This is a genomic window from Deinococcus aerophilus (assembly GCF_014647075.1).
Taxonomy (GTDB): Bacteria; Deinococcota; Deinococci; order Deinococcales; family Deinococcaceae; genus Deinococcus; species Deinococcus aerophilus.
In genome coordinates this window covers 1-19,570 of sequence record NZ_BMOM01000031.1, presented here as the reverse complement: position 1 = coordinate 19,570, position 19,570 = coordinate 1, and the positions used below count along the sequence as shown (strand labels likewise).

Genomic DNA, 19,570 nt, shown 5'->3' with positions numbered 1-19,570 from the left:
CACCATCCCGGTTATAAAGCGTCTCAAGGTTGCCGGTCCTGCGAAGGATTCTCCGACAGCGTCGCCGCTTGAAAGGTCATGCGTGAGGCAGAGGCGCTGTCGTTGCCAGCGCCTCTGCTTGGGATCCGTGTGATCACCACCTCGGCATATGGCAAGGTCGTCTGGAGCTGCCGTCTCAGCCGGCGGCAGATGGTCGTCAGGTTCACGCCGCCGCCCACCAATTTCGCTGCGTGGTTGTGATGGAACTGGCGCAGCATGCAGACCGCTCCGGCACGCTCGGCACCCGCGCCGATGCCTGCACACCAGCGTTTCATACAACGATCTCGGCTGCGACCATCTGCGCTGGAGGAACCTGTATCTGGACTTCGTGGCGCTGTCCGTGACTGAGCACCACCACCGTGTAGAGGCCGGGCTCTAACCCAGTCAAGGTGGTCTGGCCCAGCGCATTGCTGAGGGCGGCCAGATCACGATGTGAGGGGCCAGCACCCAGCAGAACCCGGGCGTCTTGTACGGGTGTGCCGTCTGCGCGACGAACGCTGGCGACGATGCCCGTTGGGCGATCTTCCCGTGTCATCTCCGGGCCTCCTGCAACCACAGGTCCATTGACGCCATCACACTGTTCGTGATCCGGGTGGCTGAATTGTTCGTGGCGCTGCCGTTGGTATGAATGCCGACGACGACCGGCTCCGTCTTCCACTCAATCCAGGCCGGAGCACCGCTCTGGCCTCCCGCTGTGTCGACGTCGTAGGCAAGCGTTTCTGAAGTGACGTCAATGACGCGGCGGACATGGCTCCAGAGAGAAAAGGGGGGCTCCTTGTCGGCCGGGTAACCTGCCACAGTCAGCAGAGGATTTGCGAGCTCGTGGTCTGCCAGCACGCCGACCGAGAAGTATCCGAGTTCTGCGCCGTAGGGCATCTCTTCGGGCAGCAACACGGCGCCGTAGTCGTGAGTTCTCATCTGCCGCGACGTCCAGGCGGACACACTGAACAGGTCTTCCGAGAGACAGGAACCAAAGGGACGAGACGTTCCATTCGCTCCAGGAATAACTTCGATCTCGTGGGCCCATCCGCCTTGCCCGTGCAGGTACACGCAGTGGCCAGCAGTGATCACCAGTCGTGGGCCAGCGAGCCATCCGGTTCCACTCCATACGCTGCCATCTTGCGCGGTGATGCGCAGGGCACAGATACACCGCCAGGGAAAGGCTGTCGTCCGATGGACCTGGCGGCGGTCATCGTGACCGATGACCACCTCGCGCCACTGCTGCGCAGCCAGAGGCGTCCTGGTCATGCGTTCCCCACCGCGGACGCGGCCAGCAGCGCAAACCGGTGCTGTTCACAGATCACGGGCAGCCCCGACTGTCGCAAATGGAGTGTGGGAAATGGCCCCGGGCCTTGCCGGGCCAGCCGGTCCAGCGGCAGAAGTGAGGGACGGCCCCCAAACACCGTGTTCTCGATGGAATCCTGAACGAAGCCCAACCGGGCTGCCGGCACACCCAGGAGCCCGAGGCAGGGATACAGGCCGCCATCCGTATCGACGTGAACCCGCAGGCGGGCGAAGCAGGGCGCAGGATCATGGTGCCAGACCGACACGCGCTCATCGGCTTCCCGAAGCGGATAGAGGGTAAAGCTCTGGGCATTCAACTGAGGGCGGGCGAGCAACCCGAGCATCCGGAACCGCGCGACTGAGCCCAGCAGGCCGAGGCTCACGCCCGCCTGATCGGCCCGCTCGAGAACATCCACAGCCTGCTCCCGTGACACCTCGTCCCGATCGAACAGGCACAGTCCGAGGCTGCTTACGGCACCTGTGGCCAGCAGAGCATCCAGCTCCCGAGCGAACTGAAGTCCCTGGGTGAACCGCACCGTTATGGAAAACCCAAGTCCATTGCGGCGGCAGGTGTCTCCAAGAACAGCCAGCTTCTCCCAGAGGGCCAGCGGAGCGTCACCGACCACGGAGACATCGCGGTGGTACAGGTGGTGCAGCCCCTGGCCCTGGGAAATGCCACACTGCGTCTTGAGCCACAGGTCATGCTGCTCGATCCACGCCGACAGCACTTCTGTGGGCACCGTGAAGTCGCCGTCGAGTTCTTCCAGAATCAGGGCCACCGACTTGAACCACTGGGCCGCTGGTTGGACCCCGGCCGCAAAATTGATGGCAGATTCGGTGGTCATGCGGGTTCCCCCATCGAATGGGCTTCAAGCTGTGCCAGGGCCGCCAGCACCGCTCGCCGCGGCGCCTCTTCAAAATGTGTCTTGAGCGCGTCCACCTTCACAGGATCGGAAAAGATGGACCAGCAGGCATGACAGATGCTGGTATAGGTTCCCTGAGGAGGAACGCCCGCCGCTTCAAGAACCGGAAAGAGGGCGGCGATACCACCGAAAACGACAGTACGGAGCATGGGCGACGCATTCATGCGGTGGGCGATAACCGACACAGGGTCGACCGTCACGTTTCCAAAAACGTAGGCATCCGTCTGATCCAGACCGGCACAACACGGCGAGACATTTCCCCGGGCATTGACGGTCAGGTTCAAGGTGGTGTGACAGTTGTCATTGAGCGTGCCCTGGGTATAGAGGTCAGTGGGATCCAGGGTCTGGGCACCGCGGCCCGTGGGAAAGACCGGATTACAGGAGATGCGCGTGGCCTGCTCCAGAGCTTCAGGGTGCAGTTGGTCAAGCGCCTCGTCTGCATCGTGAGAACGGGAGGCGAGCAACCGGAGATTCGATTCGATTCCGACTTCGGCGCAGGCCATCAGGCACTGGGACACTGCCCTGGCGTCGATGTAAGGCAGGTGCCACACATCCCAGCTGATCTCCAGGCTGGTGACGCCCGCTGCGCGCAGACGCCGGCAGATGTCGAGGGCTCGCCCGGGATCTCTGGCCCAGTACGCATTGGTCGTCGACGTGAGGTCAAGAAACCCCACGTCACGTGCCCGTTCAAAAAGCCTCATACACGCATTGACATCGAGAAAAGATTCTCCACCAGTGAGATGAAAACGTGGGTGAAGGTTGGGAATGGTCACCGCGTCCTCGATGACCCGCGCGACGTCCGCTTCTGCAAGCGTGTGGTCCCCCAAGGCATCGGAACCGCGCGGCCCGGCAGCTTGGTAGCACATCGCGCATTGGGCAGTACAGCGGGAAGTTCTCTCGACCACCAAAGCATTGAAATGCATCGGCATGTGCTGCATCAGGAACAGACGCATCAGGGCTTCCTGATCATGATCGCTCAAGCGGCCATCGGTCATGGGGATCCTCCCACCGTCACAGGGCGGCCGTCATCCCGAATCCTCGGGCACACCGCGGTCCCACCCAGAGCGCCGCTTAGGGTTTGAGTTGCAGGTGCTGGGCGGAGTTCCGGCAGCTTCAGAGTCAATAGCCTATGCGGCCGCCTCCCGGCATACGCATGCCGCGCTGTCCCAATCCTTTCAAGGCCACCAGGTCCGCCGGAGAGTGTTTGGTTGCGGCCGTCACGGCCGTCACGACTGCCGCAGCCGCCGAAACCACGGCTGCAATGGCCGCCACGGCTGCTGGCCAGGCCGCGGTGCCCGGCCCTTGGAGATCCAGTATTCCTCCGACCGTCCGGGGACCGAATTTATCCAGGACTTCTTTTGAGACGGGCATTCTGAAAGCTACGGTGTCGGTGACAACCTTTACGATCTCGGGACTCAAGAGGACCCCGTGTTCAACAGAGTATTTTGCGGGATCCTGGGTGAAGTGCTCGGCTTCTGCAGGGTTATCCAGAAGTCCTTTCAAGAACTGTACCTGCACTTCAGCGGGAGAAGGTCCCACCAGATTGATCATTCTGGTCAGCGCCGTATGCTGAACAGTGGCCAAGCGGTTGTTCTCAGCAATCTGGGTTTCGAGCGCGGCAGTCTCCGCCTCTTCTTCGTCACTGCCGGAGGTTCCCAGCGTACTCACATTGCCGCGACTTCCTGAACGCACAGTCTCCAGGGCGGCGCCGTGGGACGTCTGACGGCCTTCCGAGCCCAGGGCCGCGAGCAGATCACCAAGCGTCAGTTCACTTAAGGGAGTGTCCGCATTCAAGGATGAGGGAGACGCGTTTTTGCGTGTCGATTGATCGTCCTGCATGATTCACCTCATGTGATGAGGACTCCACGAAATGTGGGGCCAGAGGTGGGGTTCCGCTGCAACCTGAACCGGAAATCCTGATCAGAACTTCACCTTATGGTAACATTTTTTACGGTTTATGGCACGCAACCATGTAAATGGACTCAATCTTTAATTAAGATCAAAAGATTGGTTTTCGACCCTCGATGGCTGGCAAACTTGTTGCCGATCGTCCCGGACGTTGGGGAACGACGTCCCGAGCTGTGCCTCAACAGAAGCGGAAGACGGTGGTGTTGTGTGGTGTACAGCCCCCACAGCCCGTTGCTTCGCCGTTTGTCGCACCTGTCATCCACTTCAAGGTGGGCGTTTCACCGTTCCGGAACAGCCGGAAACCGATCTTGTCGGCTGCTGAGATGACCCGTGACGCGACGCTGCGGGATGCAAATGCGCATCGAAGATTTTATCGTGCAGAAGGAGGCTCAGCACCTGACACTTTGGGAAGGCGATCTGCTGGCGGTCGGGAATGGCATCCCGAGGAGCCGCAGACAGTCCCAGAAGACATCGCCGCCCCACCGCGCCGCCTGACTCAGAATCTGCCACCCGATCCGCGTCACGCTCACGACCGCTCGCCCGCGGTTATCCCGCCGAGGGGCGTTAATCTCTGTCTGCTGCGCGCCGATCCGGGTCATCCAGGCCAGCGCGATACACAGCAGTCCGAACAGTCGCGCAATCCGCCCTGGGGCCGTCATGTGGGTGGACTCCACCCCTCAGTCCGCGAGATCTCAACGAGCTGAACGCGGACTCAATGCCCCACCGGAGCCGATAGGTGTTCAGCACGTCTAGGACGGGTAAATCTGATGCCACAATCACCCTGTCCCCTGCGGGGGACAGGGTGATGACCACGTGCATCCATCCCCCATATACCCACGTTCGCTCGAACAGGGTGCGCACCTGTCCCGGTTGTAGCGTCGTGAACAGGTTCCGCACCAGTTCGTCTTCTATCCGCGTGTTCTCCCGGATGCGGATACAGTGCCGGATGCGTTTCCAGCGCAGGAACGAGCACCACTCGCGCCCTACGAACTCCCGGTCCGCGATCACGACGGCCCACCGTCGAGCCGGAAGAACTTTGAGCAGGCGGGCGACCAGCAGGATTCGAGCAGCAGTGCAACTGTTCCCTTGATGCGGCAGCATCGACCAGACGAGGGGAATGACCGTGCCCCCGAGGAGCGCGCCCAGCACTAGGATGTTCAGCGGAGTCTGACCGTAGTGCCAGGTGGTGCGGTCCATGACCAAGGTGAGCCTGCCGTCGGGCAGCAAGGGAAGCAGGACGTCTGTGACGTCCTGCGGCGTGAGCCGAGCGTCGTGGAACACGCGGGCCACCGTCCGGGTCTTCGATTCCAGAGTTGCTGATCTGGGGAGATGAAGTGCGATCTTGCGGTGGAGCGTGGATTCGGCCTGGAACACAGCCAGGAGGACTTCGGCAAGCCGACGCAGCGCGTCGGTACGGCGGTGAGGCCAGCGGGTGTGCAGGTAGGTGGCCAACGTGTCAGCATGAAGTCGGGCAGTATCGGGGATCGTCACAGACCCAGATACTGCCCTTTGTCATGCCCCACTGCGTTCAGGACGCCATTTCCCGCAAAGTGTCAGGTGCTGAGAGAAGGAGGACTTCGACGGGATGTGTGGATCAGGTTCTGCGACTCAGGAGGATGACGGGGGAAGTCGCAAGAAAGTAAAGTCGGGGCAGTGCGTACGCACCGCCCCGAGCGGATATTTGGCCGTTCAGATCCACCTCTACTCGAGATGGGAAGTCAGAGACAATCTCTTAGAAGTTATTGAATCTGAAAGAACGCAATACTCTTGTTTACCTTAAACCGGTACACGTCCGCTGAACTGCAGGATGTACAGTTGATGGCCGGAGCGTCCCACACCAGATCGCCGTTGCCGAACAAGGACATGTCAATCTTCCGCTGGTAGCTGGAGAAAGTTCCAGGCTTCTTGGAGATGCTCTTGATTCTGAACTCGGTGGTTTTGGTCGCGTGAACAAACGGCGTCAGATCAAAGGTATTGTTGCCGGCCAGACGAATCACCATGGTTTCCTGCATGCCGGGATCGGTTTTGTAGATTTCGATATCTCCATACGTGTTGGTAAACACCAGCGAGACGTTGTTCCAGCTCTGGTACGGGCTGGGATTTTGGATGCCAGTGCCCGTGCTGGAATTCCGCTCGAAGGCACGGAGTTCATTGCTGCACTCGTTGCCCGACCACGTCTCGTCGACCAGGCCGAACAATGCATTGAGTTTCGTTTTGTAGCTGATGCAGAACTGGGGACCTGCCGTGATCTGCCACACCGGATTACGCGACGTGTCAAAGTCCGCTTTGATGTAGCCGCGGACCGTGCCGATCACATCCCCCTGGGCCGTTGCCAGTGCCACGGTGCTGTAGAAGTTCAAGCCAGGCTTGATGTCCAGGTAACCCTTGGCATTTCCCGTGAGCGGGTTGTCATGAATGGGGTCCGGTGCCTGAAAGAACGAGGTCCGCAGATTGATCTTGTTCAGAGTGCCATTGGTGTACTTCAGTCCGGTCGTGTAGCTGGCGTTCTGGATGACCTTGTACGAGACATTGGCCGATACCGTTCCGTTCACGCCCGCCACGAAGACGACGTAGGGGGTCATCACGATGGGAACTGGACCCAGGGAAACGGTGATGGGTTTGAAGCGGATGCGGCCGAGTTCCCATTCAGCGTCGTCCGCAAACGGCTTGAGGGCCAGTTCAAGCTGTGCCTCCTCGGACATCTTGAGGGAGGCTTCAAAGGACTGAAGCTTGAAGTGGTTGATCCTCAAGTTCAGGGTGGTATCGAGTCCAACCCGGGCACAGCCATTCAAGACGACGGCGCTTCCGATGGATTTCGTGAAATTCGCGGAATAGATGGTCCCGCTGGTGGTGCACGAGACCGCGAGGGCACTGAGAAGACTCTGACCGTTCAGGGCGGTGGCCACCATTCCTGAAGTGGTTTCCTCGGCAATGTCATTGACGGTCAGGGTGCGGGTGAAGTTGACTTCACCGTCCTGAACGGCGTCGGTCAGTCCAGCTTCCTGGGTCGAGAGGACAACCGTGCCGCCCGAGTTCGTCACGCTTGTGATTCGCCGCGGCGGGACACCCGCAGGGGTATTGGGCGTCACGTCGCCCACCACGATGTGACCGACCGCGTAGGCTGCAGTAACACCGGTGCTGGTCAGCACCAGACGACCGGTTGCCGGATCATAGGACTGCACGGCCGAGTCGAGAATACGGGTGTTGGGGGAAAGGATGACTTCCGGCTCGGAGGGAGGTGGGGGACCCTCACAGGGATCTTCAACAGGACAGTTCTGAGGTTCGATATAAGCGGGAGTGAGATTGGGGGTCACCGTGGTGTTACAGGCGGCCAGCCCAAGACTCAGAGCCAGAGCGGCGCCCAACTTCCAGTAATGCATCAGTTCTCCTTCAAACAACAAGAATGCTGGATGCCGTTGAAACACGGCACACACAGCTGACGTCGTGATCAGGCCATGGCAAGCACTGACGACAGATGAGGTGGTCCTTCCACCGCGGACTGCTGAACTTGTGAAAAACGAACTTTTTGCTAGGGGTCTCAATGTAGGGACATGAGAAGGCGATGTCAAGCAAAAGTGTTTTATGGCTCAATTGTCACAGGCGGATCTGCGAGGCGCGTGAGGTTGCCCTTCCAGAGGACAGCGCCTCGGTGCCGGACACGGAATCCGCTGAGTGGGAGGCAGAAAGTCCAGGATTCACCCGGACCTTTTGCCTCCCACAGATGCACTGAGAAAGCCCTGTCCTCCGGGCGACGGAATCAGCATGGGTGCTCCATACCGCGCTGTCCTGTCGTGAGCCTGCATGGACGCCGTGTGCCAGTACCCTCCGCGGGATCGACCCCAGGCGAGGACCGGCCGGCTGACTGACTGCTTTTGAAGAGACGACGTCCGCAATGCGGTGTTGCGTGGAGTCCTCCCAGTCAGAACCAGTACTTGGCCCTGCTCGCGCCCGGTCTCAACCACGTGTTCCCCTAATCCAGGAAGCGGTACGTTTCAGGAAAGACTCGTTCCAGCACGGTCTTCAGAAACTGGGTGCCGGTGCACAGGTGACCGACAGAAACTGCGGGAGTGGCCTGAGACGAACGACCCGGTCGAGGAAGCCGGCGCTTTCGCCCACCGCACCGGTAGCCCGGTCTGCCAGAACAGTTCTGGCAAGTTAACGACGAGAAGACCAGCGTCCTCAGCGGGCATCCTGAAGTTCAGGATGCCCACTGCACCACCTCACCCCAAGCCCGTAATGCCTTGGTCAAATGGTTTTGTCGGGGCGCGGCGTGTACGGTGGTTCGGGTGTGGCGGTGAAGGTTCGAGATTCGGGCGTGATACGCAAGCAATTCTTGAGTTCGCCGTCGTCGCTTGAAGCCCAGCCGGCTTCGCTTCTGCTGCTGTGTGGGTTGGTGAGATTGCTCGATGAAGTTGTTACAGCGAGCGGTAGAGATGACCTGGACGTGTTGCACGTTGTGGAGCGCGGGAAGTGCCCGGATGGTGGCACCGTAACTCCACAGCTTATCGGTGTGGATGACCTCTGGGACGCCGTACTCGCCAATCAGCCGGGTGAAGAAGGTCCGGGCGGACGCTGAATCCCCCTGGCTCAGGGAGAAGCGGTGGTAGTTTCACAGGGCGGAGCCGATGATGTTGAGGGAAAAACAGTGACGGTAGGGCTTCCGGTCCAACACGACTCAGCAGCCTCTCTGGTTTAATTCCAAAACCCAGCAGAGCTGGACTAACCTTCACTTACGCGCTTCCCGGAAAAACAATTGGCGAAACTGACGTGGCGTCATCCCGACCGCCGACTTGAAGATCTGGCTGAACGCCCTGTGATCAAAGTAGCCGCACTCAACCGCAATCCGGGCAACCGGCAGATCCGTGGTCTGCAGCAGTCGGGTGGCAGCTTCGACCTGGGCGCGCATCAGCAGTTGATTCGGCGTCACCCCATAGACCCGTTTGATCTGGCGCTCGAGAGTGACCAGACTCATCTGTGTGCGGTGTGCCACATCCGCCATCTGCAGCGGCTCGGCATGGTGCTCATGAATGTATGCCACGGCTTCTGACAGCGCCGATCCACTGCTGGGCGACACCGAAAGGTCACGGGAGATGGTGCAAGCTAAACCAGAGAGGCTGCCGAGTCACCAACAACTTGCCACAACCTGGTTCTACACTTGTGCATGGAGACCGTTCTGACCGCGTCCCATTCCCTGATCACTCCCGTGTATGGCCGCACACGTGAGCTACAGACCTTGATGCGCATGCTTCGCAACGGCACGAGGCTTGTGACCCTCCGCGGGCCGGGGGGCATCGGGAAAACAGCTTTGGCCCAGCACATCGCGCATGCCGTGCAGCAGGCCGGTGACCGAGTCGTGTTCGTTGATCTGGCCACGATCCGTGATGCTCATCAGGTGCTTGACACCATCGCGGCTACCCTGCCGGCTGCCGATCGGCAGGAGACAGCCCTGCGCACCATCGTCAGCGCACTCGCCAATCGGCCGACACTCCTGATCCTCGACAACTTCGAGCAGATCCTAGACGCCGCGGGTGATCTCCTCGAGTTGCTGGCTGCCGCCGACACCGTGCAGCTGCTCGTCACCAGCCGCACGGTTCTGGGGTTGCATGACGAACACGAGTATCCTCTCGAACCTCTCTCCCTGCCAGCATCACTCGAGCGGCTCGAAGACAGTGCCGCGGTCGAGATGTTCGTTCACCGTGTCCAAGCTGTCCAGCCGGAGTTCCAGATCACGCCTGAGAACGCCCAGGAAGTGGCGGCCCTGGTCAACGCCCTCGAGGGTGTACCGCTGGCCATCGAACTTGCGGCGGCTCGCCTGCGGAGCTACACCCTGACGGATCTCGTGCATCACCTCGATCATCCGCTGGCCTTCCTGAAGGCTGATTTCCGTGACCGTCCCGAACGGCTGCGTTCCCTGCGGGCAACCGTCCAGTGGAGTTACGACCTGTTGGGTGATGGTGACCGGGAGGTCTTTGAGTGTTGCGCCGTCTTCGAGGGCAGTTTCACCCCTGAAGCGTTGGTCGCGGTGTGGCGACACTCCGCCATTCTTGACAGGGTAGATGCCTTGCTGGAGCACAGCTTCCTGCAACGGCAGGCAGGCTCCACGACCCGCTGGAAGATGCTGCAGCCCTTGCGCGAACATGCCCTCGAAAAGTTGGATGCCCGCACCACCCACACCTGGCGCGACCGTCATGCTCAGTACTACCTGACCATCGCGGTTGAGGCACTGGAGCCGCACGCTGGATTCCATATGATCGCGCAGCAGTACGCGCCGGACTACCCGAATATGCGCGAGGGGCTCACCTGGGCCATCGAACACCAGCAGGCAGAGGTCGCCCTGCGGTACTTGCCTGGCATCAGCCGCATCTGGATTCCATTTGGCCTGTTCCAGGAAGGGCTGAGGCTTTCACAACGCGCCCTGGCACTTCCCGCGCCTGGCCTGGATTATCTGCGTCCACACGCCCTTCATGCTGTGCTCGAATGCCTGCTGGGCCTGGGCCTGTATGAAACATTCACCTCGGTGGCCAGGGAATTACTGGAGGTGAGTCAAGCGCAGGGGGATATCTCGGAGGAGCTTACCGGGTGTCTGGCAGTGGCTCTGGGAGAGCACTGGGCCGGGCGCAATGAGGACGCCGTACGCACGAGTCATGGACTCATTCGGCGCTGCGAGCAGTTGCTGACCGTACCTCCAGAGCAGAGACCTTTCAGCGTCACCGATGGTTGGCTCCGAATGACGATCATCAATGCGTTGAACAATGCGGTGTTCCCCCTGCTCGAACTCGGCGAGTACGAACAGGCACTGCACTTCACCGAGGCGGCAGAGAAATGGGCCCGGCAGAGTGGCGTGCCCGATTACATCAGTTGTCTGGCCCTGGTTCAGTACCATATGGGCCTCTACCGGGAGGCGGCCCAGACTCTCCTCTCAAACATCCACTTTTATCTGGAAAAAGAATTCTGGGCGGAGCTTGCGGCGCAAGTCAAGGAATTCGGCCTGGTTCTCGCGGCCCAAGATGAGCCGAAACTGGCCGTTCAGTTTTTTTCCTTCACGCATCGTCTCGAACACGGGTTGACAGGGGCGGTCGGCCGGTATATCACCATGCTGTTTGACCGGGTTCTGGCCGAGCTGCGGCAAAACATGGGGGATGGAGCCTACCAGCAGGCCTGGCAGGAGGGAGCGTATCTCACGCCGGAGGAGATGCGGCGGAAAGCGGAAGCGTTCGTGCAGAGCCTGCAGGAGCAGGACCAGCGCGAAAACACGGCTCCAGCAAGCGGTGGCCCGGGTGCCCATACGCCGAGTCACGGCCTGACGGCCCGTGAAGTGGAGGTGCTGGCGCTGGTGGCGCAGGGTCATCCGGACAGGCGAATCGCGAAGCTGCTGGGCATCAGTCCAGCCACGGCGAGCAAACATGTCGCCAATGTGCTTGGGAAGCTGGGGATGCGGAACCGCGTGGAGCTGGCACGCTGGGCCATGCAACACGAACCGGGCTGAACCACCCCTCAGGTTCGACTACATAGTCCTGATAACACGGCGCACTACCCAGTTCTGCCGATGTACTGCAGGGGGGCTCCAGCCTACCGTGAGGCATCGGTCAACCCAGGAGTCAGGAGGATGGCCGTGATCCCGCTGCGTGCCCGCTCCCCCACCGTTCGTTTCCCCGCCCTCGTCCCCATACAAGGAGTCTTGCCATGAGACCCGAATTTGACCCACAGCTCAACGGCGCCTGGGACAAAATCCACCGCTACCACCGGGAAGCAGCCGCGGACACCGCGCTGCGCCAGTGCACGGACGACCGTGAGCCTGTCCTGAGTCGCGGGCTGGGAGCGTGGAACCGGCGAATCCGGCAGGTGCTGCATCTGCGGGCGAGCTCCATCCACCCGAGGTGACGGTCACCCGTCTTTCTGGTGCCCCTGCTGGCAGGGACACGTTCTGGGCAGGAGTCAGCCTGCCCGGGAGGAACCACTATGCCCATGACGACACGCGTGACCCGCTCCACTCGCCTGTTGGTGTTGGTGACTTTTCTGTTGGGAAGCGTACTGGCCAGACAGGGCGCCTCGCTCAGTGCGCAGATGGCGGGAATGGCTGGAACGGATCTGACGATGGCAGAATGCCGCGAACGTCTGGAGAAGCTTGGTGCGCTGCTTAAGAGCGCAGGGTACGGAAGCGCACGGACCCACGCGCTGAGCGACGGGACGCTGGCAGCGCGCTGGTACAACCGCACCTCGAACAGAACGGCTCTGGCATTCTCAGGGCAGAACGCGGTGGGGAATGCCTTCACTGTCAGCGAGCAGGATGGCGTGGTGGCGACGAGCGAGCTCATAGCCCTGCCCTGAGAACGGCTGAGGCCAGGCAACCATGGGTTGAACCTTCAGGCGCAGGTCTTCAAGACCTGCTGCCCCTCCCATCCTTGCACTGGGCCGATTGCTCAGCCTGCACGCCGCTGGGCCTTTACCCTATATGGCTGGCTCCTGAAGCCTCAGAGGAATGGCCTAAAGCCCTCGGCGAACGTCCCGCACCCTGTTCCTCTATATCCACCACAGTGATATCGACGGCGGTAGGACAAAGAGATGGAGCATCACCGATCCTCACCCAGCGCCCCCTCGCCTCTGACCCTCGCTGACGGCGAAAAGCATGGCTACGCGATCATGAAAGCCGTCGAGAACCACTCCGACGGCCTCACCCGCATGGGTCCCGGCACCCTCAAGCGCCTGCTGGAGGCCGGGCTGGTCGCCGAGAGCGACGAGCGGCCTTGTCCCGCTCTGGATGACCAGTGCCGCCGCTGCTACCGCCTCACGCCGCCGGGATAACGCGCCCTGGCAGGAGTGCGGGTGGCCCACCGAAAGCCTGCTCTGGGCGGTCTCTAGACCGGGGGGAGAAGAAATGGGCGTCCAGGCTGTTGAGAGGTCCGTGGCCGTGTATCGCGTCCTGTTGCGGCTGTATCCCACCGAACACCGCGCTGCATACGGCCCACACATGCTTCAGGTGTTTCAGGACTGCTGCCGCGACATGTACCGACAGCGGCAGTCAGCGGGGCTTCAGGAGATGTGGTTGAGCACCGCACTCGACCCACTGAAGAGTGCCTTCGAGGAACGTACGCGCAGGGGGTCCGCATGAACCGCGATGCCTTTGTTCGCCTGAGCGTCCTCGCCGCCATCCTGGGTGGGTTGGCCTGGACGGTGACCTTTCTGATCATGGGCTCACGGCCCCTTGGCGACACTCGTGGTGAAGGCCTGGAGGGAGTGCAACTCTTTGCTCTGCTGCTGCTCGCCGTTGCCAGCCTGAGTCATGCCCTGTCGCGCACACGCGGGGAGTCAAAAATCGTCGCCGTTGGCGCGGCGGTGCTGGCCTGCGTAGGGCTGCTGCCCGTGAGTTCCAGTGTGCTGCTCTGGCCTCAAGACAATATGCCCGAGGCGGTCTGGCGGATCATTTGGTTCAGCTTTATCGCCACCTGCGCTGCATATGCCCTGACCGGCCTGGACAGTGCGCGCAGCTCGGTGCTGCGCTGGCCCGGCCTGTTCCTGGCAGCTTCAGCAGTCATGATGCCGTTCATGGTGACCTGGAATGAGCGGGTCTGGCTGGGCCTGCCGCTGGGTCTCGCGTGGCTGGTGTACGGTCTGGTCCGTCTGACCCGGCCTGCCCGCGTCACCACCCCCCCGGCCTTCCTGAAATTCGCCCCGGCGCGGCGTCTGTTCACCGGCCCCTTATCCGATTGGAGGTCTCCATGAAGCCAGTGCTGTTGTCCGGGATGGTCGCCCTGCCACTGTGGTTCGCAGGCGCCCAGCCACCGCCCACAGTGCCGGCCCCACCGCTGATTGCCAGCGTCGAACTGCGTGACGTGCGCGGGCGGGTGGTCGGTGAGGCGGAGTTGCGGGAAGATCCGGCCGGTGTGGTCACCCTGCGCATCCAACTTCAGGGCTTCCAGGAAGCCGTCCCCGGCGAGCACGGTCTACACCTGCACGCGGTCGGCGCCTGTACTCCCACCTTCGCGACGGCAGGAGGGCATTTCAATCCTTCAAGCCGCCCGCACGGGTACCTCAACCGGGACGGGCACCATGCAGGCGACCTGCCCAACCTGCGCGTCGATGCAGACGGAAATGCCACGCTGCAGGTCAGAACTTCTCAGGTGACGCTGAGTGAAGGAGCGCATTCCCTCTTCGACGCGGACGGCGCCGCCCTGGTGCTCCACACAGGACCTGACGACTACCTGACGGACCCGGCCGGAGCAAGCGGAGACCGCATCGCGTGTGGCGTTCTGACCCGCGTGCCCTGGCGAGCGGTGGTCCGTCAAAGCGATCCCATCGCTGCCTCCTTCTTCTGAATCAAGGCCCTCACTCCCACCAGGAGGTTCTTATGGTTCTCGTCGTCGGCGCCACTGGACACCTTGGCCGCAGCATCTGTGAACAGCTCGCCCAGCAGGGCAAAGAGGTGCGTGCGGTCGTCCGCCCCTCTTCCCCGCCGGAGCAGGTCAATGCCCTCCGTACCCTGGGAGCTCAGCTCGTGCAGGCCGACCTGAAGGACGCCGCCTCGCTGCTCGCCGCTTGTCAGGGAATGGACGTGGTGATCAGTACCGCCACGACCACCCTGCGTGACCCCACGAAGGATTCGATTCCCGACGTCGATCATCAGGGCGGGTTGAACCTCGTGGAGGCGGCCCGGCAGTCCGGCGTGGGGCACTTCGTGTACGTCTCGTTCCCGGAATTCTACGACGGAGCGCGCCCTTCCCCGTTGTCGCAGGCCAAGCGAGCTGTGGAGCGGGAACTACAGCACGGGGAGATGCCCTTCACGATCCTCCAGCCCGGCGTCTTCATGGAAGTCTGGCTCAGCCCAGCGCTGGGCTTTGACCCCCTGAATGCCCGGGCACGTGTACTCGGCAGCGGCGAGGCGCCAATCGGCTGGATCAGCCTGCATGACGTGGCCCGCGCCGCAGTGGCCTGCCTGGACCACCCTGACCTACGCGGGGCCACACTCCCCCTGGTCGCCGAGAACCGCAGTGTGCGCGAGGTCGTGGGGCTGTTCGAGCAGATCGGCGGGCGGACCTTCGAGCTCGAGCACGTCCCAGTCGAGGCCTTGGAAACGCAGGTGACCGCCGCGAACTCACCTCTTGAACAGAGCTTCGCCGCCCTGATGCTCACCCTCGCCCAGGGAGTACCCATCACACCGGATCCCCGGCAAGACGCCCTGTGCCCTGCGCCGACCACGTTGCCGGAGTATGCGCACCAGGTGGCGGCGCCCAGCCCTCTGGAGACACCAAGACGTGGAGGGCAGAAGGCTCACCCATGAAGCGCTTGCTTGCGGGGATTCCGCTCGCCCTTTTGTCTTTTTCTGCCCTGGCCGCACCGGTGCGTGGCACCCTGACGGGCCGCATCGTGGATTGGCCGGGCGGCCGGGCCGAGCTGAGCATCGAGACCGAGACCGGCGAGTTGCTGGTGACCGGGTCGGTCGACGCTGGGGGCCCCTTCAGCGTGCCGTTGCCTAACCGGATCCCGGAGGCCATCGGCTTGCCCCCGATCAGCAGGGTGTTCGCCTGGCCCTCGAATTATGATCGTGGGTATCAGGTTGAGGGCACCGGGTTCTGGCAACCCAATCTTGGTGAGGGCGGCATGGCTCAGCTGGCCGCTTGATTCTCAAGCGGCCAGCTGCAAAGCTTCGTGCCAGAGTCGCAGTGCTGCAGACTGGTGAATTCATCTGGTTGTCGAAAGGACGGTGGTTCGGATCTGATAGTGAAGGTTCGAGACTCGGGCATGCAGGGCAAGGAATTCCTGAGTTCGCCGTCGTCGTTTGAAGCTGAGCTGAGCACGTTCCTGCTGCCGAGTGACGATGCCGCGCGCGTGAAGCAGCTCTTGGACGTCCTGCTGGCTCAGGGGAAAATGGTGGCGGTAGGGCTTCTGATCAGTCACAGCTCAACAGCCTGCCGGGCTTAAGTGACCAGAACCCTTCCCCCCCACGTGCTTACAGGAGCAGCAGCAGCTGCCCGACCGCCTCGTCGGTGCGGCCCTCGAACACCGCTTTCGTGACGGCCTTCACGACCAGACCGGCATCGGCTCGGCCCTCACCCAGCGCCGAGCGCAGCTGGGTGTACTGCATGGTGTCGAGCCTGTTCTTGAGCAGCAATTGCAGGGTCGGCATGGCCCGCTCCGCCTGCTGGGTCAGGCTCAGCGCCTGAAAGGCCGCCTCGCGCGCCCGCTCCTCCTCGTCCGGGTCACTGCGGAACACCGGAGGGTTCGCGGCCCGGACGACCTGCGCACTCTCCCCTGCCGGCGGAGGGTCGACGTACTTGTCCTCCTCGTCCCGGATCATGTCCACCAGCAGCGCGGATGGACTGCGGGCCTTGTAGCCTGACGCGAGCAGCGCCTTGAAGCGCGCCAGGCGACCCCGCACGCGCGCGTCTCCGTGCGTCTCCACCAGCTTCCGTGCCACCGGCCGGGCCACGCGGTGCGTGACGAGGATGGCGACGAGTTCCGAATCCTGCGCGAGATCCTGCGCCGGCGCACCAAACACGTATGTCAGCGTCTGCTTCCGGCCGCGGCCCTCGATCAGGATGTCCTTGAGGTACCCCCGATCCTTGAGTTCCTCGTGGGCGCCTTCCAGGGTCCGGCGGATCTTGTCGGTGCGCCGGTCCACGATCTTGCATTCCGACGCCCACTCCAGCAGGTTCACCTGGTAGGACACCAGCGACCGGCTCAGGTCCTGCGGGTCATACCGTTTGGCGTCCAGCAGCCGGTACAGCGCCCGGGTCAGTGGCCGCTCCAGCGAGGTCAGAAAGCCGTAGTCCAGCGGCTTGACGTACTTCGCACGGATGGACTTGACGATCTGTCCCGCCAGCGTCACCGACAGCATCGCGCCCGCCGTGACCGTGTCGCGCTCGCTGGAGGTCACCTCGTACGCCAGCACGTAACTGAAGGTCCCGCTCGTCCAGCGCCGCTGCTCGTGGTCGCGCCAGGCGTGGCTCATGGTGTACGTCGCCTGTTTCAGTCGGCGCAGCGACTCGGTCAGGATGCGGTGGTAATGCCCATTGTTGTGCAGGCCAGCGCGCAACAGCAGCTGACTGGCCGTGGTGGTGACCACACCGCTGTCTGGTGAACCCTGCTCGATGAAAATGTCGATCAGGGCGTTGGCCACGTCGCCGTCGAGGCCATGGGGGACGCCACCATACTCTGACGGACTGAAGCACGACAGCTGTCCCAGACGGCCGTCCACCTCGAACTCGACTTCCCAGCGGGTGAAATCACTGGGAATGCGTTCCTGAATGCTGATGAGGCCAAGACGCGCGACGTTGGCCTCGGTCAGCCGCTGCGCGGATGAGACCGTCGGTTTTTTCTGCCTGCGTTCAAGGGCCACGTCGTCTGCGATGCCCTGAGTTTACCGTCTGCAGGACTGCGCTGGACGCTGACTTGTTGTTCCTTGTGTTGAATTAAAAGAAAAAAGAATGATGAAACATCATCAAGCGGCTGGGTGACCCTGTGTGTAGGGCAACGTTTTTCTGGGTTTCCCCCCGAGTATGTCGTGGAAAAGCACGGTTTTCCCCCCAGGTATGTCGCAGAAACCAGCAGATATCCCCCGAGTATGTCGTGCTTCGACGTCTGGATTCCCCCGAGTATGTCGTGCCTGGGATGCCTGTTTCCCCCAAGTATGTCGTGCTCTTCCCCACTCCAATTCCCCAAGGGTGTCGTGTGCAGAGGACGGATTTCCCCAGGTATGTCGCGCGGAGAGGAGTCAAACCCCCCGAGTATGTCGTTGCTGAGTTCGGTCGCCGCGCTCAGGATCAGTCGGATGAATTTTTATCGACTGTCTGCGGAAAAAACCGAGATGCGGCGCCTTGAACCCCCCGAGTGTGTCGTGCGGTGGCCACAGCAAACTCCCCGAGAGTGTCGTCCGCCGACAAGTGATTTCCCGGGAGGCACGACACGGGTCTGGTTGCGCCGGAATGGACGGTGGCCTGCTGCGCGGCACTGTGTTCGTCGATATCCCGTCAGAGTCCGTGCCCTACATGGGGTCACGCTTGAGTTCGACCCGTTTTTCCCGCTAGAGGGCAACGTCTGCAGAGAGCAGAATGAGGGATGGCACAGCAAGGGTACCCGAGTGACGTCGACGACGAGACCTATCAGTTCCTGTTGCCGTATCTGGCGCTGAGCCCTGAAAATGCGCCTCAGCGCAGATACCCCATGCGCGACGTATTGAACGCATTGCTGTGGATGAGTCGAACGGGAGCACAGTGGGCGTACCTGCCGCACGACTTTCCCCCGCCTGAGATCGTACGATCTCAGGCACAACGCTGGTTTGCCGCCCACTGTTTCGAGAACGCCGTCCACGACTTGCGGCTGTTCAGCCGCATTCAGCAGCAACGTGGAGGGGAACCCTCCGCGATCATCGTGGACAGCCGAACCCTCCAAAGCACCCCCGAGAGTGGTCACCGCGCCGGGTACGACGGTGCCAAGCGGCGCAAGGGCACCAAAGTCCATCTGGTGGTTGATACCCTCGGCCATCTCATCACCCTGATGACCTCGCCTGCCAACGAACAGGACCGAGCGCAGGTGAAGGCATTGTGTCGAGAGGCCCAGGAACTGACGGGCGGCATGTTAGAGGTGGCCTTCGTCGATCAGGGGTACACGGGACAAGAAACACTAAACGCCGCCAGAAAGAGCAATATCGAGCTGATTGTCGTGAAGCGTTCGGACGCTTCACGTGGGTTCGTCCTTCTCCCTCGGCGCTGGGTGGTGGAGCGCTCCCTGGCCTGGTTGTCGCGCTTCCGCCGTCTGGGGCGAGATTTGGAACGCCTCTCTTCCACCCTCATCGGCTTTCACTTCTTGGCCGCCTGTGTTCTGATGCTGGCGAAAAACAAGCCCTTTCTTGGATAGGGTTTTACCCAGCCTCTAGAACCAGTGGGATAGAGGTCTGTCCGGCGTTCGGGCCACCGACCTAGTGGGCGACAGGAACGCCGCCGGCTCGGCTTCAAACGACGACTGTGGATGGGGAGACCAGAGCTCTCCCCCATCTTCCCATCTCGCAATGGCGCAGCCGAATTTCAATCTTCAGTGCCTGGATTCCTGTCGGACAGCCGTTGATGAACCGCTCTCCGCCGCTGTCTCACCGTCTGAAGAGCATCGGCTTCCCGTGACTGGCCTGACGCTCCACCGGCCGCTGGTCATCTGCCAACCTTTCTTGCAACCGGGGGTAATCGCTCCGGCCCGTGCTATGGAAAAGGTGCTTCAGGGCCTCAGGACCACACCGAAGCTGCGCCTGCCGCTCTAACCGGGGCGCAGCCTGCGGCTCAACGTCCTTTTCCATCTGCGTCCCTGCAGGGAACGGAAACTCATTCCACGAGAAGAAGTCGCCCCTCATTGAGGTTCCCCCCTCGGTCGGTCCAGTCCAATTGCACTTGAATCGTAGCTCAGCCCGCCTGTATCAGGCGGGCGAACGTCTG

Annotated in this window: 18 protein-coding genes and 3 pseudogenes; 9 read left to right on the top strand and 12 right to left on the bottom strand. The window is 61.9% G+C overall.

The features are described from left to right. Positions 1-23: 23 nt before the first annotated feature. From IEY21_RS14095 to IEY21_RS14050, 10 genes and pseudogenes are all read right to left on the bottom strand, one after another. Positions 24-257 carry a hypothetical protein gene (locus IEY21_RS14095; protein ID WP_188904985.1) on the bottom strand — a complete coding sequence of 78 codons (234 nt, stop codon included), beginning with the start codon at positions 255-257 and terminating at the stop codon, positions 24-26. A gap of 53 nt (positions 258-310) precedes the next feature. Next, entirely contained in the window at positions 311-574 is a 264-nt protein-coding gene (locus tag IEY21_RS14090; RefSeq protein ID WP_188904984.1) for a carboxypeptidase-like regulatory domain-containing protein, read from the bottom strand. After that, a complete protein-coding gene (locus IEY21_RS14085) occupies positions 571-1,287 on the bottom strand; it encodes a trypsin-like serine peptidase (RefSeq protein WP_188904983.1) in 717 nt (238 codons plus the stop codon). The genes IEY21_RS14090 and IEY21_RS14085 overlap by 4 nt, the downstream gene beginning before the upstream one ends. Continuing rightward, positions 1,284-2,168: a hypothetical protein gene (locus tag IEY21_RS14080; protein WP_188904982.1), complete on the bottom strand. Its 885-nt coding sequence runs from the start codon at positions 2,166-2,168 to the stop codon at positions 1,284-1,286. The genes IEY21_RS14085 and IEY21_RS14080 overlap by 4 nt, the downstream gene beginning before the upstream one ends. Next, positions 2,165-3,241, bottom strand: coding sequence for a radical SAM protein (locus IEY21_RS14075; protein ID WP_188904981.1), 1,077 nt, complete (start codon positions 3,239-3,241; stop codon positions 2,165-2,167). The genes IEY21_RS14080 and IEY21_RS14075 overlap by 4 nt, the downstream gene beginning before the upstream one ends. A gap of 124 nt (positions 3,242-3,365) precedes the next feature. Beyond that, positions 3,366-4,085, bottom strand: a complete 720-nt coding sequence (locus IEY21_RS14070; protein ID WP_188904980.1) for a hypothetical protein — start codon at positions 4,083-4,085, stop codon at positions 3,366-3,368. Positions 4,086-4,543: 458 nt separating this feature from the next. Next, a pseudogene (locus tag IEY21_RS14065) lies at positions 4,544-5,645 on the bottom strand (IS4 family transposase). Positions 5,646-5,893: 248 nt separating this feature from the next. After that, positions 5,894-7,534 (bottom strand): hypothetical protein, encoded by a 1,641-nt coding sequence (locus IEY21_RS14060; RefSeq protein ID WP_188904979.1) that lies wholly within the window; start codon positions 7,532-7,534, stop codon positions 5,894-5,896. A gap of 818 nt (positions 7,535-8,352) precedes the next feature. After that, a pseudogene (locus IEY21_RS14055) lies at positions 8,353-8,733 on the bottom strand (DDE-type integrase/transposase/recombinase); the annotation flags it as partial. A 147-nt stretch (positions 8,734-8,880) separates the two neighbouring features. Then, entirely contained in the window at positions 8,881-9,192 is a 312-nt protein-coding gene (locus IEY21_RS14050) for a helix-turn-helix domain-containing protein (protein ID WP_229753116.1), read from the bottom strand. A 123-nt stretch (positions 9,193-9,315) separates the two neighbouring features. Here IEY21_RS14050 and IEY21_RS14045 point away from each other — a divergent pair, with 123 nt between their 5' ends. The 8 genes from IEY21_RS14045 to IEY21_RS14010 all read left to right on the top strand — a co-directional run bounded on the left by IEY21_RS14045 (position 9,316) and on the right by IEY21_RS14010 (position 15,770). Continuing rightward, a complete protein-coding gene (locus IEY21_RS14045) occupies positions 9,316-11,640 on the top strand; it encodes an ATP-binding protein (protein ID WP_188904978.1) in 2,325 nt (774 codons plus the stop codon). A gap of 197 nt (positions 11,641-11,837) precedes the next feature. Continuing rightward, on the top strand, positions 11,838-12,035 hold the full coding sequence (locus tag IEY21_RS14040) for a hypothetical protein (protein WP_188904977.1): 198 nt from the start codon (positions 11,838-11,840) through the stop codon (positions 12,033-12,035). 84 nt (positions 12,036-12,119) lie between these two features. Beyond that, positions 12,120-12,482 (top strand): hypothetical protein, encoded by a 363-nt coding sequence (locus IEY21_RS14035; RefSeq protein ID WP_229753115.1) that lies wholly within the window; start codon positions 12,120-12,122, stop codon positions 12,480-12,482. A gap of 234 nt (positions 12,483-12,716) precedes the next feature. Then, positions 12,717-12,956: a PadR family transcriptional regulator gene (locus tag IEY21_RS14030; RefSeq protein ID WP_188904975.1), complete on the top strand. Its 240-nt coding sequence runs from the start codon at positions 12,717-12,719 to the stop codon at positions 12,954-12,956. A gap of 303 nt (positions 12,957-13,259) precedes the next feature. Next, positions 13,260-13,874: a hypothetical protein gene (locus IEY21_RS14025; RefSeq protein ID WP_188904974.1), complete on the top strand. Its 615-nt coding sequence runs from the start codon at positions 13,260-13,262 to the stop codon at positions 13,872-13,874. Further along, positions 13,871-14,467 carry a superoxide dismutase family protein gene (locus IEY21_RS14020; RefSeq protein ID WP_188904973.1) on the top strand — a complete coding sequence of 199 codons (597 nt, stop codon included), beginning with the start codon at positions 13,871-13,873 and terminating at the stop codon, positions 14,465-14,467. The genes IEY21_RS14025 and IEY21_RS14020 overlap by 4 nt, the downstream gene beginning before the upstream one ends. Before the next feature lie 32 nt (positions 14,468-14,499). Then, on the top strand, positions 14,500-15,429 hold the full coding sequence (locus IEY21_RS14015; protein WP_188904972.1) for an SDR family oxidoreductase: 930 nt from the start codon (positions 14,500-14,502) through the stop codon (positions 15,427-15,429). Then, positions 15,426-15,770 (top strand): hypothetical protein, encoded by a 345-nt coding sequence (locus tag IEY21_RS14010; protein ID WP_188904971.1) that lies wholly within the window; start codon positions 15,426-15,428, stop codon positions 15,768-15,770. Before IEY21_RS14015 ends, IEY21_RS14010 begins: the two co-directional genes overlap by 4 nt. Before the next feature lie 60 nt (positions 15,771-15,830). Here IEY21_RS14010 and IEY21_RS14005 read toward each other — a convergent pair. Together IEY21_RS14005 and IEY21_RS14000 are read right to left on the bottom strand one after the other, a co-directional pair. Then, positions 15,831-15,962, bottom strand: a pseudogene (locus IEY21_RS14005) (IS6 family transposase); the annotation flags it as partial. 136 nt (positions 15,963-16,098) lie between these two features. Beyond that, positions 16,099-17,487 carry a replication initiator protein A gene (locus IEY21_RS14000; RefSeq protein ID WP_188904970.1) on the bottom strand — a complete coding sequence of 463 codons (1,389 nt, stop codon included), beginning with the start codon at positions 17,485-17,487 and terminating at the stop codon, positions 16,099-16,101. A gap of 719 nt (positions 17,488-18,206) precedes the next feature. Here IEY21_RS14000 and IEY21_RS13995 point away from each other — a divergent pair. Beyond that, complete coding sequence (locus IEY21_RS13995) at positions 18,207-19,004, top strand: IS5 family transposase (protein WP_188904969.1); 798 nt, start codon at positions 18,207-18,209, stop codon at positions 19,002-19,004. Positions 19,005-19,570: the final 566 nt, after the last annotated feature.